Annotated in this window: 24 protein-coding genes and 1 tRNA gene; 15 read left to right on the top strand and 10 right to left on the bottom strand. The window is 62.2% G+C overall.

Features of this window, described 5'->3' with window-relative positions:
- The 7 genes from NEI07_RS10900 to NEI07_RS10870 form a co-directional block, all read left to right on the top strand.
- Positions 1-621 (top strand): efflux RND transporter periplasmic adaptor subunit (locus NEI07_RS10900; RefSeq protein WP_256034531.1); only part of this gene is annotated, 621 nt, incomplete at its 5' end.
- A gap of 10 nt (positions 622-631) precedes the next feature.
- Positions 632-3,760 (top strand): efflux RND transporter permease subunit, encoded by a 3,129-nt coding sequence (locus NEI07_RS10895; protein ID WP_256034529.1) that lies wholly within the window; start codon positions 632-634, stop codon positions 3,758-3,760.
- Positions 3,757-4,401: a TetR/AcrR family transcriptional regulator gene (locus tag NEI07_RS10890; RefSeq protein WP_256034527.1), complete on the top strand. Its 645-nt coding sequence runs from the start codon at positions 3,757-3,759 to the stop codon at positions 4,399-4,401. The genes NEI07_RS10895 and NEI07_RS10890 overlap by 4 nt, the downstream gene beginning before the upstream one ends.
- Before the next feature lie 113 nt (positions 4,402-4,514).
- The gene (locus tag NEI07_RS10885; protein WP_256034525.1) at positions 4,515-5,339 is read left to right on the top strand and encodes a carbon-nitrogen hydrolase family protein; all 825 of its coding nucleotides are present in this window, start codon (positions 4,515-4,517) and stop codon (positions 5,337-5,339) included.
- Between the two features lie 210 nt (positions 5,340-5,549).
- Positions 5,550-5,882, top strand: a complete 333-nt coding sequence (locus NEI07_RS10880) for an integration host factor subunit alpha (protein ID WP_124737291.1) — start codon at positions 5,550-5,552, stop codon at positions 5,880-5,882.
- A gap of 82 nt (positions 5,883-5,964) precedes the next feature.
- Entirely contained in the window at positions 5,965-8,064 is a 2,100-nt protein-coding gene (locus tag NEI07_RS10875; protein ID WP_256034523.1) for an ABC transporter ATP-binding protein/permease, read from the top strand.
- Positions 8,061-8,756 carry an RlmE family RNA methyltransferase gene (locus tag NEI07_RS10870; protein WP_256034522.1) on the top strand — a complete coding sequence of 232 codons (696 nt, stop codon included), beginning with the start codon at positions 8,061-8,063 and terminating at the stop codon, positions 8,754-8,756. The genes NEI07_RS10875 and NEI07_RS10870 overlap by 4 nt, the downstream gene beginning before the upstream one ends.
- 119 nt (positions 8,757-8,875) lie before the next feature.
- Here NEI07_RS10870 and NEI07_RS10865 read toward each other — a convergent pair whose 3' ends face one another.
- From NEI07_RS10865 to map, 5 genes are all read right to left on the bottom strand, one after another.
- Positions 8,876-9,985: a hypothetical protein gene (locus tag NEI07_RS10865; RefSeq protein ID WP_256034521.1), complete on the bottom strand. Its 1,110-nt coding sequence runs from the start codon at positions 9,983-9,985 to the stop codon at positions 8,876-8,878.
- A 263-nt stretch (positions 9,986-10,248) separates the two neighbouring features.
- Positions 10,249-11,271 carry an adenosine deaminase gene (locus tag NEI07_RS10860; protein WP_256034519.1) on the bottom strand — a complete coding sequence of 341 codons (1,023 nt, stop codon included), beginning with the start codon at positions 11,269-11,271 and terminating at the stop codon, positions 10,249-10,251.
- Between the two features lie 77 nt (positions 11,272-11,348).
- Positions 11,349-12,737, bottom strand: a complete 1,389-nt coding sequence (locus NEI07_RS10855; protein WP_256034517.1) for a DHA2 family efflux MFS transporter permease subunit — start codon at positions 12,735-12,737, stop codon at positions 11,349-11,351.
- 61 nt (positions 12,738-12,798) lie between these two features.
- Positions 12,799-13,524 (bottom strand): RadC family protein, encoded by a 726-nt coding sequence (radC, locus tag NEI07_RS10850; RefSeq protein WP_256034515.1) that lies wholly within the window; start codon positions 13,522-13,524, stop codon positions 12,799-12,801.
- The gene (gene map, locus NEI07_RS10845; protein ID WP_256034514.1) at positions 13,521-14,357 is read right to left on the bottom strand and encodes a type I methionyl aminopeptidase; all 837 of its coding nucleotides are present in this window, start codon (positions 14,355-14,357) and stop codon (positions 13,521-13,523) included. The genes radC and map overlap by 4 nt, the downstream gene beginning before the upstream one ends.
- Positions 14,358-14,614: 257 nt before the next feature.
- Here map and NEI07_RS10840 point away from each other — a divergent pair, with 257 nt between their 5' ends.
- The 5 genes from NEI07_RS10840 (at position 14,615) to NEI07_RS10820 (ending at position 17,656) form a co-directional block, all read left to right on the top strand.
- Positions 14,615-15,376 (top strand): competence/damage-inducible protein A, encoded by a 762-nt coding sequence (locus tag NEI07_RS10840; protein WP_256034513.1) that lies wholly within the window; start codon positions 14,615-14,617, stop codon positions 15,374-15,376.
- A gap of 28 nt (positions 15,377-15,404) precedes the next feature.
- Positions 15,405-15,926, top strand: a complete 522-nt coding sequence (gpt, locus tag NEI07_RS10835; RefSeq protein WP_256034512.1) for a xanthine phosphoribosyltransferase — start codon at positions 15,405-15,407, stop codon at positions 15,924-15,926.
- Positions 15,927-15,971: 45 nt separating this feature from the next.
- Positions 15,972-16,060, top strand: a tRNA-Leu gene (locus NEI07_RS10830).
- Between the two features lie 181 nt (positions 16,061-16,241).
- Positions 16,242-17,168, top strand: a complete 927-nt coding sequence (locus NEI07_RS10825; protein WP_256034511.1) for a hypothetical protein — start codon at positions 16,242-16,244, stop codon at positions 17,166-17,168.
- Positions 17,169-17,311: 143 nt separating this feature from the next.
- Positions 17,312-17,656: a Rieske (2Fe-2S) protein gene (locus NEI07_RS10820; protein WP_256034510.1), complete on the top strand. Its 345-nt coding sequence runs from the start codon at positions 17,312-17,314 to the stop codon at positions 17,654-17,656.
- A 119-nt stretch (positions 17,657-17,775) separates the two neighbouring features.
- On the opposite strand, the gene NEI07_RS10815 is transcribed toward NEI07_RS10820, so the two are convergent.
- The 4 genes from NEI07_RS10815 to NEI07_RS10800 form a co-directional block, all read right to left on the bottom strand.
- Positions 17,776-18,417, bottom strand: coding sequence for a hypothetical protein (locus NEI07_RS10815; protein WP_256034509.1), 642 nt, complete (start codon positions 18,415-18,417; stop codon positions 17,776-17,778).
- A 117-nt stretch (positions 18,418-18,534) separates the two neighbouring features.
- The gene (locus NEI07_RS10810; protein ID WP_256034508.1) at positions 18,535-19,287 is read right to left on the bottom strand and encodes a hypothetical protein; all 753 of its coding nucleotides are present in this window, start codon (positions 19,285-19,287) and stop codon (positions 18,535-18,537) included.
- A 10-nt stretch (positions 19,288-19,297) separates the two neighbouring features.
- Positions 19,298-19,669, bottom strand: coding sequence for a Rieske (2Fe-2S) protein (locus tag NEI07_RS10805; RefSeq protein WP_018407047.1), 372 nt, complete (start codon positions 19,667-19,669; stop codon positions 19,298-19,300).
- 120 nt (positions 19,670-19,789) lie between these two features.
- Positions 19,790-20,554, bottom strand: a complete 765-nt coding sequence (locus NEI07_RS10800; RefSeq protein WP_256034507.1) for a hypothetical protein — start codon at positions 20,552-20,554, stop codon at positions 19,790-19,792.
- A 146-nt stretch (positions 20,555-20,700) separates the two neighbouring features.
- Between NEI07_RS10800 and NEI07_RS10795 the strand changes: the two genes are divergently transcribed.
- Genes NEI07_RS10795 through NEI07_RS10785 form a run of 3 tightly spaced genes read left to right on the top strand, consistent with a single transcriptional unit; the run spans position 20,701 to position 23,765 of the window.
- Positions 20,701-20,991: a helix-turn-helix domain-containing protein gene (locus NEI07_RS10795; protein WP_256034506.1), complete on the top strand. Its 291-nt coding sequence runs from the start codon at positions 20,701-20,703 to the stop codon at positions 20,989-20,991.
- A gap of 22 nt (positions 20,992-21,013) precedes the next feature.
- Positions 21,014-22,987, top strand: a complete 1,974-nt coding sequence (gene shc / locus NEI07_RS10790; RefSeq protein ID WP_256034503.1) for a squalene--hopene cyclase — start codon at positions 21,014-21,016, stop codon at positions 22,985-22,987.
- Positions 22,988-23,033: 46 nt separating this feature from the next.
- Entirely contained in the window at positions 23,034-23,765 is a 732-nt protein-coding gene (locus NEI07_RS10785) for a phosphorylase family protein (protein WP_256034502.1), read from the top strand.
- Here the strand turns inward: NEI07_RS10785 and hpnH are convergent.
- A complete protein-coding gene (gene hpnH, locus NEI07_RS10780) occupies positions 23,706-24,857 on the bottom strand; it encodes an adenosyl-hopene transferase HpnH (protein ID WP_256034499.1) in 1,152 nt (383 codons plus the stop codon). The two genes, NEI07_RS10785 and hpnH, sit on opposite strands and share 60 nt — an antisense overlap.
- Positions 24,858-24,872 lie beyond the last annotated feature (15 nt).

The following is a 24,872-nucleotide window of genomic DNA, read 5'->3' as shown; positions in this document are numbered from 1 at the left end:
GCCCAACGCGCGGTCGAACTCGCCCGCAACGCGCTGGACTACGCCACGTTGCGGGCCGGGGCGGACGGCGTCGTCACGCAAACGCTGGTCGACCCCGGGCAAGTAGTCGCGGCGGGGCAGCCTGCCGTGCGCATTGCCCATGCCGGCGAATTGGAAGCCGCCGTCTCCTTGCCGGAGGCGTTCGCCGCGGCGGCCGGAAAGGGCGAGGCGACCTTGACGCTCTGGTCGAAGCCCGGCGCCATGTATCGCGCCAAGCTGCGCGAACTGAGCCCCGCCGCCGATCCGATCACGCGCACCTTCGCGGCGCGCTTCTCTATCCTCAATCCGGATGCCGCCATCGCGCTCGGAATGAGCGCCACGCTGCACATCTCCGCATCGGACGCGCAGCCCGTCGTCAGCGTGCCGCTTTCGGCGATCTACAATCAGGGCGCTGGACCCTCGCTTTGGAAAGTCGACGGCGAAGGGAACTTGCAGCTCGTTCCGGTGACAGTGGTGCGCCTCGAAACCGACGCCGCGCTTGTCGCCGGCGGCGTCAAGGACGGCGACAACATCGTCGTCCTCGGCGTCCACAAGCTCGATCCCAACACAAAAGTCCGCGTGATCTCGCGGCAATCGCTTTGAGGATCCCGCCATGGCTGGGGTAAACCTTTCGCGCTGGGCCGTTCAACGGCCGACGCTGATGCTGTTTCTGATGATCGCGATCAGTTTGACCGGCGTCTATTCATACCTGCGGCTGGGACGCGCCGAGGATCCGTCATTCACCATCAAGGTCGCCGTCGTCACCGCCTCATGGCCAGGCGCGACGGCCACCGAGATACGCGACCAGGTCGCCGATCTGATGGAGAAGAAGCTTCAGGAGCTGCCCTTCCTCGACAAGATCGAGACCTATGCCAAGCCCGGCTTCGTGGCGATGCAGGTGACATTCAAGGACACGACGCCGCCAAAGGACGTGCCGCAGCTCTTCTATCAGTTGCGCAAGAAGCTCCACGACATCGCGCCGACGCTTCCGGCCGGCGTGCGCGGCCCGCAAGTGAATGACGAATATGGCGACGTCGACACGGTGATGTACGCGGTGACCGGCGACGGCGCCGACTATCATGTCCTCGACAAGGTGGTCCAGACGCTGCGCCAGCGGCTGCTCGCCGTGCAGGATGTGATCAAAGTCGACGTCTATGGCGATCAGGGACGCCGCATCTTTGTCGAATTCAGCGAGGCGAAGCTCGCGAGCCTGGCGATCCTGCCTCAGGCTGTCTTCGATTCGCTCGCCAAGCAGAACGCCATTACCGACGCCGGCGTTTTCGAGACGTCGTCGAACCGCGTGCGGGTTCAGGTGACGAGCGATCTTAAAGGCGCCGACGCGATCGCCGCGATTCCGATCGAAGCGAACGGCAGGGTGGTCCGCCTCGGCGACATCGCCAATGTCTACGGCGGGTTCGAGGATCCGCCAAGTTTTCTCGCGCGCTTTAAAGGCCAGCCGGCGATCGTCGTCGGCGTCGTTATGGGAAAGGGCGCCAACGTCCTCAAATTCGGCGAGAACGTCGGCGCAGCGGTTCAGGAGATACGCGAAAAGACGCCGGTCGGCATTGACATCGACCAGGTCGCCGATCAGCCGAAGGTCGTCGAGGAGGCGGTCGGCGAATTCACGCGTTCGTTCCTCGAGGCTCTGGTGATCGTGCTCGGCGTGAGCTTTGTCTCGCTCGGCTTTCGGACCGGCATCGTCGTCGCGCTCTCCGTGCCTTTGGTGCTCGCCATTGTTTTCATCTTCATGGGGCCGCTCGGCATCGATCTCCAGCGCATCTCGCTTGGCGCGCTGATCATTGCGCTCGGCCTTCTCGTCGATGACGCGATCATCGCCGTCGAGATGATGATGGTGAAGATGGAGCAGGGCTTCAATCGGATCAAAGCCGCGACCTTCGCCTGGGACTCGACGGCATTTCCGATGCTGACCGGCACGCTCGTGACCGCCGCGGGCTTCCTGCCCGTCGGCTTCGCGAATTCCGCAGTCGGCGAATATACGGGTTCGATGTTCTGGGTATTGCTCGTCGCGCTGATCGCGTCATGGTTTGTCGCGGTGATGTTCACGCCCTATCTCGGCGTGAAGCTCCTTCCCGATTTTACCAAGCTGCATCAGCATCACGATCCGGACGAGATCTATCGGACGCCCTTTTATCGCTGGCTCCGCTCCGTCGTCACCTGGGCGGTTGACTACCGTGGCGTTGTGATCGCGGGCGTGATCGGCGTTTTCGCGCTCGCTGTCTTCGGTTTCTTCGTCGTGCCGAAGCAGTTCTTCCCCTATGCAGAGCGCCTGGAGCTCTTCCTCCAGCTGCGCCTTCCCGAAGGTTCGTCCATCGGCGCTTCGCTCGAGGCCGCGAAACAGGCCGAGACGCTCCTCAAGGACGATCCGGACGCCGCCCTCTACACGAGCTATGTCGGACAGGGCCCGCCGCGGTTCTGGCTCGGCCTCAATCCGCAGCTCCCGAACGAAGCCTATTCCGAGATCGTCATCGTCGCCAAGGACATCGCGGCGCGCGAGCGTTTAAAGAAGAAGCTCGAGGCCGCCATCGCCAACGGCGCTTTGCCGCAGGCGCGCGCGCGCGTCGATCGCTTCTATTACGGGCCGCCGGTGGGATTTCCCGTGCAGTTTCGCGTCGTCGGCTCCGATCCCGCGACCGTCCGCGCCATCGCCTATCAGGTGCGCGACGTGATGCGCGGCGACGAGGGCGTCGATGATCCGCATCTCAACTGGAACGAGCAGACGCCGCGCGTGCGCCTCGTCATCGATCAGGATCGCGCGCGGCTTCTCGGGCTGACGCCGCAGGATGTGTCGAACAGGCTGCGTCTGGCGATTTCCGGCGTGACGATCGCGACATTGCGCGACGGGATCGATCAGGTCGAAGTGGTCGCGCGCGCCACTCCTCAGGAGCGCGGCGATCTCTCGAGGATCGGCGACATGGTGGTCTATGCGCGCGACGGCAAAGCGGTGACGGTCTCGCAGGTCGCGAAGATCGTCTACGACCACGAAGAACCGATATTTTGGAGGCGCAATCGCGACATGAGCATCACGGTGCGCTCCGGCGTCAAGGACGGCGTGCAGGCGCCGGATGTGACGACGCGCATCTGGCCACAGCTTGCGCAGATTCGCGAGCATCTTCCCCCGGGCTATCGCATCGAGATCGGCGGCGCGATCGAGGAATCGAAAAAAGGCAACGCGTCGATCTTTGCGGTTTTTCCGCTCGTCGGCCTCGTCATGCTGACGATCGTGATGTTCCAGCTGCAGAACTTCACGCGCGTCACGCTCGTGATGATGAGCGCGCCGCTCGGCATCATCGGCGCGTCGCTGGCGCTCAATGTCGCTCACGCGCCATTCGGCTTCGTCGCGCTGCTCGGCCTCATCGCGCTCTCGGGCATGGACATGCGCAATTCGATCATTCTCGTCGATCAGGTGCGACAAGACCTCGAGCGCGGCGAGAATTATCGTGAGGCGATCATCGGCGCGACGATTCGGCGCGTGCGTCCTGTCGCGCTGACGGCGCTCGCGGCGATTCTCGCCATGATTCCACTGTCGGGCTCCGCCTTCTGGGGGCCGATGGCGCTGACCATCATGGGCGGGCTTTTTGTCGCCACTTTTCTCACCGTTCTGTTCCTGCCGGCGCTTTACGCGACATGGTTCCGCCGTCATCTTGGCGAGGGATTGGCCGAAGCCAAGGGCGCGCGGGCCCAGACTCTGGCCGACGGGCTTGCGAGGGGAGCGGCCGAATGAGCGTGATGGGAGCAAGCGCGCAGAACGCGCGCGAGACCGAGCAGCGCGCGAGAATCATCGCCACCGCAGAGCGACTCTTCCGCGAGATCGGCTTCCAAAAGACTACGGTCGCCGACATCGCCCGCGAATTGCGGATGTCGCCGGCGAACGTCTATCGATTCTTCAGCGCCAAATCGGAAATCAACGCCGCCGTCGCCCGGCATCTGATGAACGAAGTCGAACAGTCGGCGCAGAGCATCGCGCATGGGCCTGGTTCGGCGGAACAGCGGCTGCGCACGCTCATCCTGTCCAATGAGGCGATGAACGCCGAGCGCTACGTCGCCGACCGCAAGCTCCACGACATGGTGGAAGCGGCGCTGGCCGAGAATTGGCCGATCATCTCGGATCACATCGACCGGATCGACGCCGCGCTAGAGGACGTCATTCGCTCTGGCATGGAGAGCGGCGAATTCGCGGACGGCGATGCGCAGCTCGCGGCGCGGCTGGTGCACGCCGCCTGCATTCGCTACTGCCACCCGCGGCTGATGGTGGAATGCGCCGATCGCCCGACTCCGACGAGCGCGCAAATGGTCGAATTTTGCATTGCAGCGTTGCGCGCCGGCTTTCGCGATCTTAACCGATCGGCGACGTTGTCGCGCTAAACGCGATTCGACCTATACCTTCGGCGCCGGCGACGTATAATGAGCGAGCGGCGCCATTCATTATGGATGCGACTGTGAGTCGCGGGCGCAACGGCGAAACAATCGGGCGGTCGATGAAGGTTACTCTGGTTCAGATGAATTCCGTTGGCGACAAGGCCTTGAACCTCGCCAACGCCCGCGCTTTGATCGAGCGCGCCGTTGTTCAGGAGCGTCCGGACTGGATTTGCCTGCCTGAGGTCTTCGATTTCATCGGCGGTTCGCGCGCCGAGAAGATGGCCGCCGCCGAGGAGCTGCCTGGCGGTCCCGCCTATCAAATGTGCCAAGCCCTCGCGCGCGAGCACAAGGTCTTCATACACGCCGGGTCGATTCTTGAAAAAGCGCCCGGCGAGGAGCGGTTGCACAACACCAGCGTCGCCTTCAACCGCGAGGGCAAGGAGGTCGCGCGCTATCGCAAGATCCACATGTTCGACATCACGGCGCCCGACGGGGCAAAATATCATGAGAGCGCCGCGTTCAAGCCCGGCGACTCTGTCGTCACCTATGATTGCGAGGGCGTCACCGTCGGCTGCGCGATCTGTTACGACCTCCGCTTTTCATATCTCTTCCAGGCGCTCGCGGATAAGGGCGCGGATATCGTCGCGCTGCCGGCGGCGTTCACGCTGGTGACCGGCAAGGACCATTGGGAAGTGCTGTGCCGCGCGCGCGCGATCGAGATGCAGGCCTATCTCTGCGCGCCGGCGCAAACGGGCGCGCATAAAGCCGGGCATGAGACGCGCTTCACATACGGCAATTCTCTGATCGCCGACCCTTGGGGCCAAGTCGTCGCCAAGGCTTCCGAAGGGCCGGGACTCGTATCGTCCTATGTGGACGTCGACCGCATTCGTAAAATTCGCGCCATGATCCCGGTGGCGCAGCACAAGGTGAAACTGGCGGTTTAAGGGTTCCGCTATCGCCTGCCGCAGGCCAGCGTCCCGTCCTTTCGTCGGGACGTTAAACACGTGATCGCCCTTGCAAATCGGTTGTTTATGCGTACTATGCGGCCATGGGCGCAGCGTCCATTTATTGCCATGTTGCGATTGCCAGAAGCTTCGAGGGGGAGTTGTGTTCAGCCCAGTCCCGACAGAACAATCCTTGGGCGCTCTTTTCGCATGGTAAGGAGAACCGCTCCAGGCAGCACCTTGACGCGGGCGGCGCTGCGAGAAGCCGTCTATGGCTGTTGCCCCTCGCTGTCCCGCGCCGAAGCGCGGAAAATCCTGGACGCTACTTTTGACGAGATCAGCGAAGCTTTGCTCCGCGGCGAATCCGTAAAGCTGCGTTCTTTCGGGACTTTCAACGTGCGCGCCAAGCGTGAGCGCATTGGCCGCAATCCCAAAACTGGCGTCGAGGCCACGATAACGTCGCGCCGTGTGCTGACCTTTAAGGCCTCGCCCGTGCTTGTCGCGCATGTCAATGGCGACGCGGTCATTCCTGAAGAGGACTGACTTCTCTATCATGGGGCGAAACGGCTATCGTCGGCGATGCGGTCGCGGCGAGCCGAACGGCTTCTCACATCCAAGGTGAAAGATGCGGAAATTGAGCGTGGCGGTCGCGGTCTTCGCGGCGCTTACCGCGCTGGTCGGCGCCCATAAAGGCGAGTCCAGCCTATTCGTCCTCGTCGCCGCGGCGGCGCTCTGCGCCTACACGACGTGGCGCGCGGCGGACATGTCGAGCTTCCTGAAAATCTTCGCCTTCATTTTTTCAACGGAGACGATCGTCTTCGGACTGGTCAGCCTCGCCCAGGCGGAAGGCCTGTGGCCGGAGTCGCTGAAAGACTATGCGCCGCCCGAAACCATGCCGCTCACCGTGGCGGTGTTCTCGATCATCGTTTACGCGATCTCGCACATTCCCGTCGTGCGGGAGATGACGCGCATCGCCGATCTTTATTTCAGTTCGCGCGATCGTGGCGAAGGGCGCGTCTGGCCATTCCAGCCCTTTGCGGCCCGAGAGAGCGCGATCGCCATCGCCATGGTGGTGGTGCTGGTGCTCCTCAATCAAGGACAGGTCGGCATCACCGTCCGCCTGTCCTTCTTCAATCGCGACTGGTTCAACGCGATTCAGGAGAAAAACGCCGGGGAGTTCTGGCGGCAGCTTCTTTACGTGTTCACGCCATGGGCGTTCGTTTACGTCGCCTCCGTGATTATCGAATTCGTTCTGCAGTCGATGCTGATCATCCGCTGGCGTCGCTGGCTGACGGAACATTATATCGAGCGCTGGCTCGGCGCGCATACGCATTACGGCATGGCGCTCGCCGGGAGCGGCGCTGACAATCCGGACCAGCGCATCGCCGAAGACGTCAATCGCTTCATCAGCGGCGGGGAGGAAGGCTATGGCATTTACTCCTATTCGATCCTGCTGATCGCCACCTTGAGTTCGCTCGTTTCCTTCGCCTATGTGCTGTGGGATTTGTCGGGCAATTATCCGCTGCCCGGAACTGACATTTATATTCCCGGTTTCCTGTTCTGGGTTGTGCTGCTCTATGCGGCTGTGGGGACGCTGGTGACGCATCTTATCGGCCGCACTCTCACCGGGCTCTATTTCGATCGGCAGAGACGCGAGGCGGATTTCCGCTTTTCGCTGGCCCGCATGCGCGAATATAGCGAGCAGATCGCGCTGCTCGGCGGCGAGCCTGCCGAGCGCGGCGCGCTGCTGCGGCGCTTCGCCGGCATTATCGTCAACTATCTGGCGATCGTGCAGAAGCGTAAGCAGCTGATGGCGTTCACCTCCACCTACGGACAGTTGTCGCCGATCATTCCTTACGTGATCACGGCGCCCTTCTATTTCGCCGGGCGCATTTCGCTCGGCGTCATGACGCAAACGGCGAGCGCTTTCGGGCGAGTGGAGAGCGCGCTGACCTTCTTCATCAACTATTACACCTCTCTCGCCAACTTTAAGTCCGTGCTCGACCGCTTGTCGTCCTTTGACCACGCGATCGATACGGCCCGCGCGCAGACGACTGCGACGCAGATTATCTCTCCGACCGACGGCGCTGATATTCGCCTGCGCGGGCTGACGCTTGGTTTGCCCGACGGACGCCAAATCGTGACGGTCGACGATCTAACGCTCGCCGCCGGCCAATCGGCGCTGCTCACCGGCCCGTCGGGCTCCGGCAAGTCGACGCTGTTTCGCGCCATCGCCGGCATCTGGCCTTACGCGTCGGGCGAGGTGCTGACTCCGCGCGGCGCCAAGGTGATGCTCGCGCCGCAGCGGCCTTACATCCCGATGGGCGCGCTGGCCGAAGCGATCGTCTATCCCGGCCACGTCGACGACTATTCGCGCGCCGACGTGCAGGAGGCATTGCGCGCGGCGCGGCTTGCGCCTTTCGTGGAGCGCCTCGACGAGGAAAACAACTGGGGTCAGCGGCTTTCGGGCGGCGAGCAGCAGCGCGTCGCGATCGCCCGCGCGCTTCTCGCCAAGCCGGATTGGCTTTTCCTCGACGAAGCGACGTCGGCGCTCGACGAGCAGCTCGAAGAAGGCATCTACGCCATGCTGCGCGAGCGGCTGCCCAGCACGACGATCGTCTCGATCGGCCATCGCTCGACTCTGCACGCCTTCCACGATCGATACATCGTCATGGAGCCGGGGCCCGGCGGCGTCTTTAGCCCACGCGACAAGGTGCACGCGTGACGAAAGAGTCGGGACGCGAAGGCGGACGATCGCTCAAGACGCGGGTCAAGACCGCGCGCAAGCGGTCGCTCTCCTCGACGCTATGGCTGGAGCGCCAGCTCAATGATCCTTATGTCGCGCGCGCCAAGCGCGAAGGCTACCGCTCGCGCGCCGCTTATAAGCTCATCGAGATGAATGATCGCTACCATCTCTTTAAGCCGGGCGACCGCATCGTCGATCTTGGCGCCGCTCCCGGCGGCTGGTCGCAGATCGCCGCCGCGCATGTGAAGGCGAAAGAGGGGAAGGGCAAAGTCGTCGCGGTCGATCTTCTCGACATGGAGCCGGTCGACGGCGTCAGATTCGCGGTGAAGGATTTCAACGATCCCGACGCGCCGGAATTCATCAAAGAGATGCTGGGAGGCCACGCCGACGGCGTGATGTCGGACATGGCCGCGAACGCCACTGGCCATCGGGCGACCGACCATCTGCGCATCGTCGCTCTCGCCGAGCTCGCCGCTGATTTCGCTTGTGACGTATTGGCCGAGGGCGGCTTCTTCATCGCCAAGGTGCTGCAAGGCGGAACCGAAGGCCAGCTGCTCACGCGGCTCAAGCGCGATTTTTCGACCGTGCGTCACGTCAAGCCGGCGGCGAGCCGCGCGGGTTCCGCCGAACTCTATGTGCTGGCGACGGGGTTTCGGGGGCGGCGCGCCTGAATATCTAACAATTCTTATGCAGAAGCAGTAGCGTGGTCCGGCGCAAAGATGCGCGACTTGATAGAAGCAGCATGTCGTTACCAGCAACATGCTGCTTCGCCTTGCATTAGCCTCGGGTACTAGGCAGGCATTTCCACTATTTGGGCTGCCATCGCGTCAACTGTTCGCGCAAATTTTGTGGGTTCCTCAACTGCGGTTTTCAATGTTTCCGGCCACTCGGGATAAGCCGAATTCCAAGCGAGTAACTTCGAGACGCTGAGTTGGCGATGCCGCAGTAGAAATTGCGAAGAAATCTTCGCTGGTATCGAGTTCCGTACAAAATGAGCATTGTCGGGTCGCATTGCTGCGAACAGTCGATAGGCCTTTGCAAAGGTTTCTATCTCACCAGCCCCAGCGAGTTCGGAAAGCAATTCCAAGACAGGGCCAGATGGTGTGGAATAGGCCCCGGCCCCCCAACGTAGAATGGCATCGGCGACTTTCATTGAGTTCCTTATTCCGATCGCCGCAAGCGCCTGCCGCAGGTCGTCCTTCGCTTCTTCGCCGCTCGCCTCAGCGCTGTACTGCGCCTTGTCGAACCTGTGCTCAGCGACATATGCGAGGACCGCGTCGCGATCCGGCGGCAACACCCGTAGGCGTTGAGGCTGCAGGTCAAGAACTCCGGCTCTGAGCAAAACGTCAAGTTCAATCGCGAAACGTGGGTGCAGGGAATCTTCCTCAAACAGTTCATCTTGATCACCGCTGAAGACCAGTGCCAGAGTGTCCGGATCGAGTCGCGGCCAGAGCCGTGAGCGGCCGTGGACATTCATCAGAAGCCCGAAAACAAGCTTCTCTCTGAAGCGCTGTCCCGCCCCTGACCCAGGGCGCAAGAGCGCGGTGCGGCTGCGATGCAGCGCTGCGGATGCCATGAGATATGGGAAGACGTTGCGATACCAGCTGGGTGAAATAACGTCAGTGGAACTGGTTTCGGCTGACTCCTTGTCTAGCCAAGCCATTACAAGCGAGTGACAGGGCTCAGGCATGGCTGCCAACAATCGCTTCTCATAGGCAGTCGCATCGACCGACCTATCCGCGTGGCGGATGGCGCTTTCGAGGTCGCGCCAGTCCCGAAAGCCGCCCGCCTTGGCGATGGCAGCCTGACACTTGTTGAGAGGAAAATCGAAGCCGGCATTATCAAGTAGCCGCTTCAGGGATTTGGCGCACTTCTTTGCGCCATCGAGCGTCGAATACATGCGAACGTCCTTCATTTCGGCCTAGCAGAAACGCGCTGCTCGTTTCTTGCGGCCGACATGAGGGTTACGGTCGCTGATGACTTAGACTCGTTGGATCAGAGATCCTTCGCCAGGGCAGCGGCCACGCCGACGGTGCACGGCGCTCGGTTCGAAAGTAGCCCATCCACGCTCAATTTCAAGCTTTGACCGGGTGGGACAGAAGAGTTCCCTTATATGCACGCCACGGCACCGACAGGCTTTCGGGAGCCGCGCCGACTAGCCGCTTAGGCGCCATGCGCTTGCGCATAGGCGTCGACCTCGGCGATCCTCTCTTGCTTTTCGTCGTCAGAAAGAAATGACGCCGAGAAACTGTTTTTCGCCAGCTGCGTCAGCTCGGCTGCTTCTAATGCGAAAGCCTGCTGAATGGCGCGGTAGTTCTCGTTCACATAGCCGCCAAAATAGGCCGGATCGTCGGAATTGACGGTCACGACGACGCCTGCCTCGAAGAGCCGCTGAATCGGATGCGCGCGCATATCGGGATAGACGCGAAGGCGTATATTCGACAGCGGACAGACGGTCAGCGGAACCCGCTCGCGCGCGAGCCGCTGAACCAGGGCCGCGTCATCGATCGCGTGAACGCCGTGGTCGATGCGCTCGACCTTCAAGCGATCCAGCGCTTCGGAGACATAGGCGGCGGGTCCTTCTTCGCCCGCATGCGCCACGGCGCGCAGGCCGAGCGAACGGGCGCGCTCATAAACCTCGGTGAACTTGCCCGGCGGATTTCCGGTTTCTGCGGAATCCAGTCCGATCCCGGCAATGCGATCGAGCCAGGGGCGCGCCGCTTCGAGCGTAGCGACAGCGTCCGCGGCATCGAGATCCCGCAGGAAGCACATGAGGAGTCGCGACGTCGGCCCGCCCTCGCGCGCGGCGTCGTTCAGAGCTGCGCTCAATCCCTCCACGACTGCGCGGAAGGGAACGCCGCGGCGCATATGGGCCTGCGGATCGAAAAAGATTTCGGCGTGGCGAACGTTTTCCTCGCGGGCGCGGTCGAGATACGCGCGCGCCAGATCGTAGAAGTCTCGCTCGGTCAAGAGCGCCTGCGTCGCCTGATAATAGAGACCGAGAAAGTCCTCGAGGCTCTGGAAGTCATAAGACTTCCGCATCGCCTCCACCGAAGCGTACGGGAGCTTGACGCCGTTGCGCTCGGCGAGCGCGAAGGCCATCTCGGGTTCAAGCGTTCCCTCGATATGAAGGTGAAGCTCCGCCTTCGGGAGCCCGGCGATGAAGTCTTGGGCTGCGCTCGACATAACATCCTCGTTTCAGCCGATCTGGCGCTCGCGATCCTCATCGACAAGAGCTCTCCGCCCGCCGATCGGCCGTGAGATTACACGCGTTTTCGGCGCCCGGTCAGGTCGTCGCCCGCATTGGGCGCGAGCGGCAGGAAGCTCATCACCGAAAACATCGAGATCAACGCCACGACAATGAAAGCCGGCGTGAAATCCGCCGCCTGTAGCGCGCCGCCGCCGCGCAGCGCGCGCGTCGCCTCCAGCGCCGCCGCGCCAATGGCGACGCCCGTCGACAGCGACAATTGCTGCGCGACGGAGGCGAAACTCGTGGCGCGGCTCATCGCATCCTGATCGACGTCGGCGTAGGCGATGGCGTTAAGCGCGGTGAACTCCAGCGAACGGAAGAAGCCGCCGACGAGCAGCATGCCCATGATGAACAGATGCGGCGTCGCCGCCGTAAAAGTGGCGATAAAGGCGAGAAAGCCGGCGGAGATGAGCGCATTGACGATCAGCACGCGCCGGAAGCCGAATATTCGCAGGATCGGCTGCGCGGTGGTCTTCATCGCCATCGCGCCGGCCGCCGAGATGAAGGTCAGAAGACCCGCTTCATAGGCGGAGAGTCCGAAGCCCGCTTGCAGCAACAGCGGCAGCAGGAAAGGCGTCGCGCCTAGTCCGATGCGAAACAGAAAGCCGCCAAAGACCGCCGAGCGGAACGTCGGGATCTGCAAGAGATCGAGATCGACGATCGGATAGCGCGTGCGTCTGGCGTGGCGAACATAGGCGAAGAGCGCCCCTGCCCCGAGCGCGACGATCAAAACCACGACCGGCGCCGGCGCGAAGCCGCGCCCCGCGATGGTAAAGCCAAAGACGAGGCAGGAAAGGCCGACGCCTGAAAGGATCGCGCCGGCGATATCGAGCGGCGGCGTCCATTCCTCACGCAAATCCGGAATAAAACGCGTGACGAGCATGACGCCGAGCGCGCCGATCGGCACATTGATCCAAAAAATGTAGCGCCAGTGAAAATAGGTCGCGATGAAGCCGCCGATCGGCGGGCCGATCATCGGGCCGACGAGCGCCGGGATGGTGAGATAGGCCATGGCGCGCACAAGTTCGTGGCGCGGCGCGGTGCGCAGCAGCACGAGGCGTCCGACCGGCGTCATCATCGCGCCGCCGAGGCCTTGCACGATCCGGAACGCCACGATCGCGCCGAGCGAATTGGACAGGCCGCAGAGAATGGAGCCGAAGGTGAAGACGATGATCGCCGCGCGAAAGACGCGCCGTGCGCCAAAGCGATCCGCCGCCCAGCCTGAAAGCGGAATGAAGACCGCGAGCGATAGAAGATAGGACGTCAGAGCGAGTTTCAGCGCCACGGGATCTTCATGAAGATCGGCCGCCATCGCCGGCAACGCCGTGGCGAGCACGGTGCCGTCGAGCTGCTCCATGAAGAGCGCAGTGGCGATGATTAGCGGCGTGACGAAATAGGACAATGCGCTCAGCCCGCTTTTGAAAATGTCGCGTCAATCCCGACGCCTGTGCACGGACTTCGCGTCAAATGAGCTTCAGCCCTCTGAAGCTGGAATGGCCATGGCGGCCGACGATGAGGTGGTCGTGGACCGTGATGCCGAACGGCTGCGCGATGGCGGCGATGTCCTTCGTCATGCGTATGTCCGCGGCCGACGGCGTCGGATCGCCGGATGGATGGTTATGCGCCAGAATGAGCGCGCTCGCGCCGAGCTCCAGCGCGCGCCTGACGATTTCGCGCGGATAGACGGGCGTGTGGTCGATGGTGCCGACGCCCTGGACTTCGTCGGCGATCAGCGCGTTGCGCTTGTCGAGGAACAGGATGCGGAACTCCTCGCGCTCGGCGAAGGCCATCGCCGTTCGGCAATAGTCGAGCACCTCCATGAAGGAAGAGAGCACAGGACGCCGTTGCAAGGCGCCGCGCGCCAGGCGTTTCGCCGCAGCCTCGACAAGCTTGATTTCGACGATCGCCGCTTCGCTGAGACCGTCGACTTCGCGAAGTCTCTCCGGCCGCGCCGCCACCGTCTCGGCGAAGGAGCCGAAGCGCGTGATCAAAGCCTTGGCCAGCGGCTTCACGTCGCGCCGTGCGATCGCGCGGAACAACAGCAGCTCCAGCATCTCGTAATCGGCAAGCGCCGCTTCGCCTGCATCCATAAAGCGATCGCGCAGACGCTGCCGGTGACCGTGGTAGTGGGGCGCGGAATCGCGCAGGCCTGAGCCGTCGCTGGATGCGGCGTCAGCCGCCTTCTTCATGCGTCGGCGCGCGCGGCAGAGGGATTGTCGAGCCCCGCCGGCGACTTGGTGAAGACTTCCACGCCCGTTTCGGTGACGCCGACCGAATGTTCGAACTGCGCGGAAAGAGACCGGTCGCGGGTGACTGCCGTCCAGCCGTCCGACAAGATTTTCACCTGCGAGCGGCCGAGATTGATCATCGGCTCAATGGTGAAGAACATGCCCGGCCGCAACTCGACGCCCTCGCCCTTCACGCCATAGTGCAGAATATTCGGCTCGTCGTGGAATACGCGCCCGAGCCCGTGGCCGCAAAAATCGCGTACCACCGAACAGCGCTCGCTTTCGGCATATTGCTGAATCGCCGCGCCGATGTCGCCGGTCGTCGCGCCAGGCTTTACGGCGGCGACGCCACGCTCAAGCGCCTCATAGGTTACGTCGATCAGTCGTTGCGCCCGTCGTGGAATTTCGCCGACGGCGAACATACGGCTGGCGTCGCCGTGCCAGCCGTCGAGGATGAACGTCACGTCGATATTGACGATGTCGCCTTCGCGCAAAGGCTTGTTGTCCGGCACGCCATGGCAGACGACATGGTTGATCGAGGTGCAGATCGACTTCCGGTAGCCGCGATAGTCGAGCGGCGCGGGATAGGCGCCATGCGCCATGGCGAAGTCGAAAACCAGATCGTCGAGCGCCTGCGTCGTCACGCCCGGCTTGACGTGTTCGACCAGCATGTCCAGCGCCTCCGCCGTCAGCCTGCCTGCGGCGCGCATGCCCTCGAAATCCTCAGGACCATGCAGCTTGATCTGTCCGCTTTTGCGCGCGGCGGGCGCGAGATGAGATTCGATAAAGGTCATGTAACGCGGCGGCTCGGCTTTCCTGGGCGAAGGGTATGCTTGACAAGGTAATGGTTTGAGGCGGCAACGCAAGGCTGCCGCGGGATGCCGCCCGCGATTCCGTTGGAAAGAGCGCGGTCTTGGCGGGACGGCGGCGATCCGATGCCGCATCGCCGCCGCCTCCGAGCGTACCCCGGTCGCGCCCGCCGCCGCGGAATGAGCGCCAGGGCTGGCGTTCACGGCCGCCATGGTCATAATCAGCGCGAGGGAGGCCGGCAATGGCGCAAGAAACGGCGGGCGACAGGCCGGCAAGCGCGGCGGTTCTCGTGATCGGCGATGAAATATTATCCGGCCGCACGCAGGACGTGAACACAAGCTATATCGCGAATTATCTGGCGCAGATCGGCGTCGATCTGCGCGAGGCGCGAATCGTGCCCGACGAGACGGAGGCGATCGTCGAGGCGCTGAATGCGCTGCGCGCCCGCTACACCTATGTCTTCACAACCGGCGGCATCGGGCCGACCCATGACGACATCACCGCCGATGCGGTCGCCCGCGCCTTTGACGTCGACATCGGCGAGGATCCGCGCGCCATAGCGCTCCTTCGGGAACGCTTTTCGGAAGGCGAGCTGAATCCGGCGCGCCGGCGGATGGCGCGCATTCCAAAGGGCGCGGAGCTGATTTTCAACGCCATTTCCAAGGCGCCTGGATTCTGGATCGGCAATGTCATCGTCATGGCCGGCGTGCCGACGATCATGCAGAATATGATGGACGTGGTCGGGCCGCGGCTCGCGGCCGGCCCGCCGGTGCTCGTCGAGACCATCGAGGCTTACGGCGTTCCGGAAGGCGCCTACGCCGCCGGACTGGAAGCGATCGCGCGCGGCCATGATGGCGTGAGCGTCGGCTCCTATCCATCCTTTACGAGCGCCGGATTCAGGAATCAGATTGTGCTGCGCAGTCGCGACGCGGCGCTCTTGGCCCGCGCGACGGCGGCGGCGCGTGCGATGCTCGCGTCGCTGTCGAAGGAAAGCGCGCGCTGACGGCGTGATCGCGGGAGGTTTGAAGCTGATGTACGGGTCCGACAAGATCTTTCCGGTCTCCTGGGACATTTTTCACCGCGACGCGCGCGCGCTCGCCTGGCGTCTCGCTTCTATCGGCGGATTCTCGGCGATTGTGGCGGTGACGCGCGGCGGTCTGGTGCCCGCGGCGATCGTGGCGCGCGAACTCGGCATAAGGGTCATCGAAACGGTCTGCGTCGCGAGCTATCACGAGGAAACGGAACGGGGCGAGATACAGGTGCTCAAGCCTCTGACCGACACGATTCTCGCGCGGCCAAGCTCTGAAGTGCTCATCATCGACGATCTCGTAGACACCGGCGCCACGGCGAAGGCCGTGCGCGACATGCTGGCGAATGCGCATTTCGCCACCGTCTACGCCAAACCGCAGGGCCTGCCGATGGTCGACACTTTCGTCACCGAGGTCTCGCAGGACACGTGGATCTTTTTTCCCTGGGACACGGGCCTGTCGTTTCAGGCGCCGATCGGCGCGCCGGACGCCAAGCCCGAGGGCCGGCGACGACGGCGCATATAATCCGCTTGGCGGCGTCGGGTCCGCGCCCCTATATACGAGCGCTCCGCGGGCGTGGCGAAACTGGTAGACGCAACGGACTTAAAATCCGTAGGGCCGCAAGGCCTGTGCCGGTTCGATTCCGGCCGCCCGCACCACGCAAGGGTCTTTCCTGTTTAGCGCCATCGCTGAGATCAGCATTTCCCCATCTCTGCAGGGGCTCCGCCTAGACAAGCGCTACCGAGAGCTATTAGCTTAAGCTCGACAGAACTGCCGTTTTTCGCCGGCGCTCGTTTCGGCGCCTTCGAGTTTTTAATTTCAAAGACGCAGGACGATGAAATGAGAAACGATACATCCTCATTTTCACGATCGCTGTTTCAACTCGCTGCGATCATGGGCGCGCTGATTTGCTTCACCCGATTCGGCCACGCGCAGAATGTCAGCGCTCAGGTGAATTTCATCAACAATGTCGGGCAGCAAATAATCGTCGGAGCCTATGGCCCGACAGGGTCGAATTTGCTTCCGGGAGTTTCCTTTTCCGGCGGATGCACCTCTGACTCGAATAACAACTTAATCGTTCCTCAAGGCGCGACGTGCACTGGCTCGGTGAGCTGGCCTTCCGCGCAAAACAAGGTCTGCGCTAACACGCAGTCGATGACGGGTTGTACGCCTGCCTCTCTGCAACCAATGACGATTATCGAAGTATCCGGCACGGGTTCCGGGCTCGGATATGACATCAGCGTGATCCCGAGGAATGTGGACGCGAATGGCGTCGCCTGCAACGACCCGCAATGGCTTCCGAACTGCACCTATTACGACTACGGCGCCGTACAGTCCGGCTACAACGTGTCCCAGTTGAATCCTAGCCAGGTGAGCCCCGCCAACCAGCAGAATAAAACTTCATCGCCGGGGTATTGCGCCAGCCAGGGGCCCGCGAATTACAATTTCGGCGTTCAAGTCTCCTGCAGCGCCGGTCACGCCACCTTCACCTGCGGAGGGACGCCCTCTTTGGGACCTGCAAACTATCCAAGCAATTGTGGCTACAGCTCGCTCGCGTCGACTCTCCAGAACTGCAAAGGCAGTTTGGGGACGGGCTGCTATCAGGCGTTCTTCAGCCCGATGAGCGACGGCGGCAGCAATCCCATGGGAACACAAACTGGCAACGGTCTCTACTACTGCGGCTATCCGTCGGGTACGGTGCAGCCCTACGACCAATGCGCAAGCCTTAACGATCCGCTCACAATAACCTTCTCTTCGCCGCAGTGAGGCGAAAGCGGGCGGCCCAACGCCCGCGCCGTTCGACTGCGCTATACGACTCTCGTAGTTGCGCCGCCCGGCTTGTCGCCGCACTTTCACTGGTCTGCAATTTGCTATCGCCTTCAGAGGTTGATCTTCTGAAGGCGATCACGATGGCGTTCACCGCGATCTGTAACACCGGGGCCGTGAGCGAAGGCGGCATGGGCCTCTTCCATGCCGGCAAAAAGAGCGTGCTTCTGGTTTGGCCGACCGGCGGCGAACTCAAGGCGTATCGCGGGCGCTGTCCGCATGCGGACATGCCGCTGAGCGAGGCGACGTTCAACGGGCAGACCGTCATTTGTCCGCACCACCAATGGGGGTTCGACAGCACAAACGGCAAATGCGTGACGCATCTCGTCCGCAATGCGCTCCACCCCTATGCGCTTCGCGTGGAGGGCGACGAGATTCAGGTCGATGTCGGACCGGTCAAGCCCGCGCGCACGCCCGCGCCGGCGTAAATTTCAGTTGCACGCACAAACGCTCGATGGCGCTTCTGTCGTCTGTTGATGCTGGAGCGCATTGAGATCATATGCGCAATGAGAGCGGGCGCAGCTTTGCGCCCTGCCCCTCGTCGGATTTACGCAGCCTTCTTTTGCAGCTCGGCGATATAGGCCGTCGCTTTTTCAACCAGCGCGGCGATCCGCTTCTGCACGACCGGCAGATAGTCCTTGCCCTTGAGAAGAACCGGCTGCAACTCGCTCAGCGCCTTTGTCGTCAGCGGATGCGTCTTCAGTCTCGTCCACTCGGCCCGCAGATCGAGATTCGCCAGCCAGGCAAGCGTCTTCTCGGTCAGCGGATGCGCCTTCACCGCCTCGACCTTGGCCTTGAAATCAATCGTCGAGAGATAGGCCAGCGCCGCCTTTGAACTTTCTTCGGCATGCTTGCGCGCGACGGGGAGAAGTTCGACAAATTTCACGGCGCCGCGCTTCGTCTCGCGCAGGGCGATCTCCGTCAGAACATTGGCCTTCAGCAGGGCGTAGAGTCTGGCGTTCAGCTTGCGCAGCTCTCCTTCGAGCCGCAGGATCGTATATTCCTGCTGCCTGAGCTGATTGACGGCGCCCTCATGCAGCGAGTTAACGCGCTGCAGCTCCGTCCTGACGTGTTGCAGCTCGGCGTCGAGCTGATTCACATGATCCCTGATGGAGTCGACCATCGGGAAAGAAAACTTACCGGCCTCGAGGTCGGCCAGTGCGCGTTCGCCTTCCGTGTTCGTAGCCATGCTCGCTCCTCTAGCTCCGTTCGAACGACCATCGGCGGCCGATGGTTAAGACTTCGTTTCGCCCGGCGAAAACATCGGCAGTTTTTTGATCGAATCGTTGCGACGCTACGGCGCGGCCTACACCCGCCGCGACAGCGAGCGCAGAAACCCCTGCATCTCGTCGGTTAGATCGGTCTCGATCGCCGGGGCCATCTTCAGCAACATATTGGCGATGAAGGCCTGATCGTTGCGCGTCTCGGCGAGGCATTCCTGCAACTCCGGCACGCTGTCCTCGATATGCGCCAAGAAGGCGACGCCCTTCTCGAGGGTCTCGGTCCATTTCGCGCGCGTCCACAACGCCAGCGGATAGACGATCTCATGCACGAAATTCGATTTGCGCGCCTTCTCGAAGAAGCGCAGGCCGGCGTTCCAGTTCTCGCGCGCGCGCATCGGCGGCGGCGGGATGTCGCCCGCGAGCATTTTCTGCGCGGCCTGCCCGACATGATCTTCAAGGCTCATTGGCGAGGCGATGGGCGAACGGAAGCTCCACAGCGCCGTCGATCCTGGATATTCCTGGCCGAGCTGTTCGGTGAGCGCCGCGTCGACCGTTTCAACCGCCGCCTTGTCGCCTTTCAGCGCCGCGGCCATGCAAAAGGCAAAGAGCGCGTCTCCCCCGTAATTCACCGCGGCCGCGCCTTTGATCTGCTGCGGCGTCAGCTTCGGCGTCGCGCCGTCGGCGGGGACCTCAACGTCGCCCGCGCGCAGCGCCGTGATGAAACTTGTGATCTCGAGCCACGGCACATAATTGGCGATGAAGGCGTCGGGATCGACATGCACGATCGCGAGGTTGAGCGGTTGCTTTCGCTTTTGCAGTTCCGCCATATCGGTCATAGAGCGCCTTTCATTCTTCGGCGAGCAGCACGCCGGTGAGGCAGACGTCGCCCTCGTCGACGACGAGTTTGATCGGCGTCAGCCGTTGGCCCTGACAGGGGCCGATGAAGCAGTGGCCGGTGTCGATGTCGAACTGCGCATGATGCCTGCCGCATTCGAGGAAATTGCCTTCCTCGTCCATGAACTGGCCGGGATTGACGTCGAGCCGCTCGCCTTCATGCGGGCAGGCGTTCTCGAAGCCGTAGAAATTGTTGCCCTTGCGCGTGATCAGGATCGGATAGGGGGCGGCGTCGCCGCTCGCCTCGGCGCGCATCAGGACGAATCCCGTCGCCTCGGAGTCCTCGATCTCGTCTGTCCGACAAATCACATAGAGTTCGTCCATCGGCGCCTCTTTGCAGACAAAGGCAGGCGCCTCGAGCGCGAGGAGCCGTCATTCCGGACGAGTAGCAATTGGCGAGCCAAGCGGAAAACGAACCGACGAGAAATCTATCGATATGAAAAATTATGGAATTCGATCGTAATCAATTTTTTCAAAGCGGACCGATTCGTTGCGCAATACCGACCAATCGAAGTTATATAATTCATCGTCGATCCAATCCTCGGGATATTTTATTCGAAACAGCGAGCCGATGGCGGCCTTGCCATCGTGGTATTCATCCCCTGAGTAAGCTATCAGGCGGTAACCCGAGGAAAAGGATTCGGCTCCGAACTGAGACGTAAGCACAATTAATAGCGCGGTCACCGCATTGAGTAGCTGCTGCATGTTCGCTCGTTTGAATTCCTCATGTCTGTCGTGTTTGCTTGCGTTGTACGCTTGATACCAAGGAAGTGGAGTTCCTGTACTCCAGCCTGCGAAGGGGCAAAATTCCTTCTGGCCGCCGTTCCAAATTGGTAGCGCCGCCCTATACGACGAAAGGTGATGGGTGACGTTGATCTTGCGGTAGACATCTATGGTAGGATGCCTGCCCTTCGCCAAACCAAATGTATTTTCGGCGAAAATTGCTTTGAAGTTGGCTTCGATCTCTATACACGTTCTCATCAGAAGTTCATGGATTCTATATGAGTACGCGTTTAAGCACTCATCCGATGGCTCGATGTAATCAAATATTTTTTCTAGATCTTTCTGAATTATGATGTAAGCACGAATGTAATGTGCGGGATCCTGCGCATATTCTTTGTCAACGATGTAAGCCCACCCGCTGTAGCCAGAATTGGGTCCTGGTTTCATCGCCCGCAGATTTCTATGGAAAGGTTTTGAATGACTCATTGCGAAGAATCTCTCGTATTGCGAACAGATGCGAGACTGCGCGATCTGAATTGAGCACAACAGACACTCACTTGACGGTATAGTCAATTCACTATAGCCAATATGCATCAGCGCAACCGCGCGCCTCAGACCTCCCCCAAGCCGAGATGACCGAAGACTCGCCCGCGCCCAAGGCGCCGCCCGACGACCACCTCCTCAAGGCGCAGCTCGTTCGCAAGATCGAAGCGCTGCTCAAGGAGCGCGGGTTGAAGCAGGTGCAAGCCGCGAAACTTTTCGGCGTGAAGCAGCCGGATATATCGAAGCTGCTGCACGGCGATTTCCGGCAGTTTTCGCTGGAACGGCTGATGCGATTTCTCGTCGCCCTGGGGCAGGACGTCGAGATCGTCGTGAAGCCGCATCATGAGTCGGCGAAGTCCGCGACGCTCAGCATCGCGTGACCGCACATATAAAGGGATTGCCATGAACGCCGCCGCGCGTATTGACGCTAATTTCACCGCCGTTTCCAGCGAGGCGCTGGAGACGAGCATTCAGAACGCCAAGCGCGCGCTGCTATCGCTCGGCAAAGGCGATGGACATTTCTGCTTCGAGCTCGAAGCCGACACGACCCTCTCGGCTGAATATGTGCTGATGCGCCATTTCCGCGCCGAACCGGTCGACGCCGAACTCGAGCGCAAGATCGCGGTCTATCTGCGCCGTTGTCAGGGCGATCACGGCGGTTGGCCGCTTTATCAGGACGGGCCTTTCCACATCAGCACCAGCGTGAAAGCCTATTTCGCGCTCAAGATGATCGGCGACGACATCGACGCGCCGCATATGGCGCGCGCGCGCGCAGCGATCCTCGCCTATGGCGGCGCGGCTAAGAGCAATGTGTTCACGCGTGCGCTGCTGGCGCTTTACGGCGAAATTCCGTGGCGCGGCGTGCCGGTGATGCCGGTCGAAATCATGCTGCTGCCGAAGTGGTTTCCCTTCCACCTCGACAAGATTTCCTATTGGGGCCGCACCGTTCTCGTGCCGCTGCTGGTGCTGATGACGAAAAAGCCGCGCGCGAAGAACCCCAGGAATATTCACATCGCCGAACTCTTCACGACGCCGCCGGAAGAGGTGAAGGTATGGCCCAAGGGCGAACACCAGACTTGGCCCTGGGCGAATATTTTCGGGCAGATCGACAAGCTTCTTCGTTTGATTGAGCCGCACATGCCCAACGGCCCGCGCGAGCGCTCGATCGAACTTGCCATGAAATGGACGACCGAGCGTCTCAATGGCGTCGACGGACTGGGCGGCATCTTTCCGTCGATGGTCAATAGTCTGCTGATGTATGACGTGCTCGGCGCGCCGGACTCCGACGAGCGCAAGAAACAGGCGCGCGAGGCGATCGAGCGGCTGCTCGTCGTGACCGATACGGAAGTCTATTGCCAGCCCTGCGTCTCGCCGGTGTGGGACACTTGTCTGACGGCGCACACGCTGCTTGAGACGGGCGACGAAGACGCGCGCGCAGAGGCGCGCGAGGCCTGCGAATGGCTCGCGCCCTTGCAGGTGCTCGACGTCAAGGGCGACTGGGCGGCGCAGCGGCCCGACGTTCGGCCTGGCGGATGGGCCTTCCAATACGCCAACGCCTATTATCCGGACGTCGACGACACGGCGGTCGTCGTGACGGCGATGGATCGCCTCACGGCGAATGACGGATCCCGTCCCTATGACGAACGCATCGCCCGCGCCAAAGAATGGATCGTCGGCATGCAGTCGAAGAACGGCGGCTGGGGCGCCTTCGACGCCGACAACACCTGCCACTATCTCAACCACATCCCCTTCGCCGATCACGGCGCGCTGCTCGATCCGCCGACGGCGGACGTTTCCGCGCGCTGCGTGTCCATGCTGGCGCAGCTCGGCGATACGATCGAATCGAGCGAATGTCTCAAGCGCGGCGTCGACTATCTGCTCAAAGAACAGGAAAAGGACGGCAGCTGGTTTGGCCGCTGGGGCGCGAATTACATCTACGGGACTTGGTCGACGCTATGCGCGCTCAACGCTGTCGGCTTGCCGCATGAGCATGACGCTTACCGTCGCGCCGTCGCCTGGCTCGTCGCGATCCAGAACGAGGATGGCGGCTGGGGTGAAGACCTCGCGAGCTACAAGCTCGACTATAAGGGCTATGAAAAGGCTCCCTCGACAGCCTCGCAAACCGCCTGGGCGCTGCTCGCGCTGATGGCGGCGGGCGACGTCGATCATCCGGCGGTCGCGCGCGGGATCGCCTATCTGCAATCGACGCAAAACGGAGCCGGCCTATGGAATGAGGCGCGTTTCACCGCGACGGGTTTTCCGCGCGTCTTCTATCTGCGCTATCATGGCTATGGAAAATTTTTCCCGCTCTGGGCGCTCGCGCGCTATCGCAATTTGAAGCGCGCCAACAGCAAGCGCGTGCAGGTCGGGCTCTAGAAGCGCTTTTTTCGATGGAGCTGACACGGCCTTGGCCGGAGGAGCAATGGCGCGCGCGACTGGCCGCAGAAAAACCGCCGAACTGAGCGCCCTGGCGCCGATTCTCGTCATTGTCGGCATGAAGCGCGAAGCCGCCTGCGCCGCCGGCGAAGGCGTCACGACGCTGTGCAGCGGCGCGAATGTCGCGCGCCTGCGGCAAGCGCTCGATGCGCTCGGCGGAACCGATTTTTCCGCCGTCGTCAGCTTCGGACTGGCTGGCGGACTGGATTACGCGCTGGCGCCCGGCCATGTCGTCGTGGCCGACGCCATCGTCGGGGGCGACGCGCGGCGCGACACCCATTCGCGGCTCTCGTCAGTGCTGATGAAAGGCGCCGCGGCCGCCGGCTGCAAGGTTGCGCCGGGGGCCATCATCGGCGTCGACCAGCCGGCGATGCATCCAGCCGCCAAGGCGGCGCTGCGTGAAGGCGCCCAAGCGGTCGCGGTCGACATGGAATCGCATCTTGCCGAAGAATTCGCGCGGCGGCGCGACCTTCCTTTCGTCGCGCTGCGCGCGATCAGCGATCCGGCGGCGCGCGCGCTGCCGCCGCTCGTCGCCAAAGCGCTGACGCCTGAAGGCGACATCCACGCCCTCGGCGTCGCCCGCGAGCTGATCCGCGGGCCGCATCAACTTGGCGGCATGATCCGGGCGGGCCTCGACTCCCGCGCCGCCTTCGTCTCGCTAAGCCGCTGTGGGCCGTTGCTCGGCCCGCTGCTGCGCCTCGTGCTCGCGGATCTCTGAGAGCTTGGCGATGTTTTCGTCATAGACATATTCGGCCGGGCGCTGATTCTCGAGCGAGACGTCAGGGGCCATCGGCCCCTCGGTGCGCACGCCAAAGAGCGCGACGGCGGCCGCCCGCCAGGGTCGGCGCACTGAGTCGGCGACGGCGGTCGCCTCAAAACCGGAGTGCACCATGCAGTCGGCGCATTTCTCGTAATTGCCGACGCCGTAGGCGTCCCAGTCCGTCTCCTCCATCAGCTGCTTGAACGTCGGCACATAGCCTTCGCCCAGCAGATAGCAGGGTCGCTGCCAGCCAAACACTGTTCGCAGCGGCATCCCCCAGGGGGTGCAGCGATAGCTCACATTGCCGGCCAAAAAATTCATGAACAGCGTCGACTGGGTAAGGTCCCAGGCTTTCCCGCCCCGGCCGCGACGCAGAATGGCGCGAAACAATTCCTTGGTGCGCGTGCGGTTGAGGAAGTGAGTCTGATCCGGCGCCCGCTCATAAGCGTAACCCGGCGAAAGCGTCATCCCGTCGACGCCGAGCGCCGTGGTCGCGTCGAGGAATTTCGCGACGCGCTCGGGATCCGCGTCGGAAAAGAAGGTGCTGTTGGTGGTGACGCGGAAGCCTTTGGACTTGGCGAGTTTGAGCGCCTCGACGGCGCGCTCATAGACCCCGTCCTGACAGACCGCGCGGTCGTGCATTTCCTTGTCGCCATCGAGATGGATCGACCAGGTGAAATAGGGGCTCGGTTTGAAGAGGTCGATCTTCTTGGCGAGCAGTAGAGCATTGGTGCAGACGATCGCGAATTTGCGCCGCGCGACGATCCCCTCGACGATCTGCGGAAGATCCTTGTGCAGAAGCGGCTCGCCGCCGGCGACCACCACCACCGGCGCGCCGCATTCGTCCACCGAGCGCAGCGCGTCCTCGACCGAAAGCCGCTTGTTCAGGATGTGATCGGGGTAATCGATCTTTCCGCAGCCGGCGCAGGCCAGATTGCAGCGGAACAGCGGCTCCATCATGAGCACGAGCGGATAGCGCCGCACGCCCGTGAGGTGCTGCTTGAGCAGATAGACGCCGATCTTTGCGATATAGCGGAATGGAATGGCCACGGCTGACCCCTTGGA

The organism is Methylocystis suflitae (assembly GCF_024448135.1).
Classification (GTDB): Bacteria; Pseudomonadota; Alphaproteobacteria; order Rhizobiales; family Beijerinckiaceae; genus Methylocystis; species Methylocystis suflitae.
The sequence above is the reverse complement of the archived record's forward strand: the minus strand, read 5'-3'. Positions and strand labels throughout refer to the sequence as shown.

Excerpts from the sequence above, each read along its gene's own strand:
- NEI07_RS10895 (WP_256034529.1), top strand. The coding sequence starts at position 632 with ATGGCTGGGGTAAACCTTTCGCGCTGGGCCGTTCAACGGCCGACGCTG.
- NEI07_RS10890 (WP_256034527.1), top strand. The coding sequence starts at position 3,757 with ATGAGCGTGATGGGAGCAAGCGCGCAGAACGCGCGCGAGACCGAGCAG.
- NEI07_RS10885 (WP_256034525.1), top strand. The coding sequence starts at position 4,515 with ATGAAGGTTACTCTGGTTCAGATGAATTCCGTTGGCGACAAGGCCTTG.
- NEI07_RS10880 (WP_124737291.1), top strand. The coding sequence starts at position 5,550 with ATGGTAAGGAGAACCGCTCCAGGCAGCACCTTGACGCGGGCGGCGCTG.
- NEI07_RS10875 (WP_256034523.1), top strand. The coding sequence starts at position 5,965 with ATGCGGAAATTGAGCGTGGCGGTCGCGGTCTTCGCGGCGCTTACCGCG.
- NEI07_RS10865 (WP_256034521.1), bottom strand. The coding sequence starts at position 9,985 with ATGTATTCGACGCTCGATGGCGCAAAGAAGTGCGCCAAATCCCTGAAG.
- NEI07_RS10860 (WP_256034519.1), bottom strand. The coding sequence starts at position 11,271 with ATGTCGAGCGCAGCCCAAGACTTCATCGCCGGGCTCCCGAAGGCGGAG.
- radC (WP_256034515.1), bottom strand. The coding sequence starts at position 13,524 with ATGAAGAAGGCGGCTGACGCCGCATCCAGCGACGGCTCAGGCCTGCGC.
- map (WP_256034514.1), bottom strand. The coding sequence starts at position 14,357 with ATGACCTTTATCGAATCTCATCTCGCGCCCGCCGCGCGCAAAAGCGGA.
- NEI07_RS10840 (WP_256034513.1), top strand. The coding sequence starts at position 14,615 with ATGGCGCAAGAAACGGCGGGCGACAGGCCGGCAAGCGCGGCGGTTCTC.
- gpt (WP_256034512.1), top strand. The coding sequence starts at position 15,405 with ATGTACGGGTCCGACAAGATCTTTCCGGTCTCCTGGGACATTTTTCAC.
- NEI07_RS10825 (WP_256034511.1), top strand. The coding sequence starts at position 16,242 with ATGAGAAACGATACATCCTCATTTTCACGATCGCTGTTTCAACTCGCT.
- NEI07_RS10820 (WP_256034510.1), top strand. The coding sequence starts at position 17,312 with ATGGCGTTCACCGCGATCTGTAACACCGGGGCCGTGAGCGAAGGCGGC.
- NEI07_RS10815 (WP_256034509.1), bottom strand. The coding sequence starts at position 18,417 with ATGGCTACGAACACGGAAGGCGAACGCGCACTGGCCGACCTCGAGGCC.
- NEI07_RS10810 (WP_256034508.1), bottom strand. The coding sequence starts at position 19,287 with ATGACCGATATGGCGGAACTGCAAAAGCGAAAGCAACCGCTCAACCTC.
- NEI07_RS10805 (WP_018407047.1), bottom strand. The coding sequence starts at position 19,669 with ATGGACGAACTCTATGTGATTTGTCGGACAGACGAGATCGAGGACTCC.
- NEI07_RS10800 (WP_256034507.1), bottom strand. The coding sequence starts at position 20,554 with ATGAGTCATTCAAAACCTTTCCATAGAAATCTGCGGGCGATGAAACCA.
- NEI07_RS10795 (WP_256034506.1), top strand. The coding sequence starts at position 20,701 with ATGACCGAAGACTCGCCCGCGCCCAAGGCGCCGCCCGACGACCACCTC.
- shc (WP_256034503.1), top strand. The coding sequence starts at position 21,014 with ATGAACGCCGCCGCGCGTATTGACGCTAATTTCACCGCCGTTTCCAGC.
- NEI07_RS10785 (WP_256034502.1), top strand. The coding sequence starts at position 23,034 with ATGGCGCGCGCGACTGGCCGCAGAAAAACCGCCGAACTGAGCGCCCTG.